Origin of the sequence: Paraburkholderia sp. BCC1876 (assembly GCF_902833695.1) — a bacterium.
Classification (GTDB): Bacteria; Pseudomonadota; Gammaproteobacteria; order Burkholderiales; family Burkholderiaceae; genus Paraburkholderia.
In genome coordinates, this window is the sequence record NZ_CADFGI010000078.1 from 1 (window position 1) to 467 (window position 467).

Annotated in this window: 1 protein-coding gene; it reads left to right on the forward strand. The window is 69.6% G+C overall.

Annotated features, from left to right (window positions below):
• Positions 1 to 467, forward strand: a 467-nt coding sequence (locus tag HWY05_RS37845) for a methyl-accepting chemotaxis protein (RefSeq protein WP_176061499.1), incomplete at both ends; no start/stop codon positions are given.

Here is a 467-nt window from a genome sequence, read left to right on the forward strand (position 1 = left end):
AGGCACGCAGCGGCTCGCATGCCGACGCGGTGAGCGCCTACGCGCGCTGCACGCCGGTGTGGGAGGACGTGATCCGCAATGCCAATATCCTGGTTACCGAGAATCGCAGCTTCGCCGATCAGTCGGCGCAGTCGATCCGCGAATCGGTGTCGAGCACGCAGATCACGCTGGCCACGGTAGTGGCCGTCGAACTGGTGGCCGCGCTGGTGATGGGCTGGCTGCTGTACCGCGCGGTGATGCGGCCGATGGCGGAACTGGTCGGCGTGCACGACGTGATGCGCACCGGCGACCTGACCCGGCGCCTGCAGCTCGGCCGGCGCGACGAGTTCGGCACGCTCGAGACCGGCTTCAACCGCATGGCCGACGAGATCACCTCGCTGGTCGCGCAGGCCCAGCAGTCCTCGCTGCAGGTCTCCACCTCGGTGGCCGAGATTGCCGCCACCTCGCGCGCGCAGCAGGCCACCGCC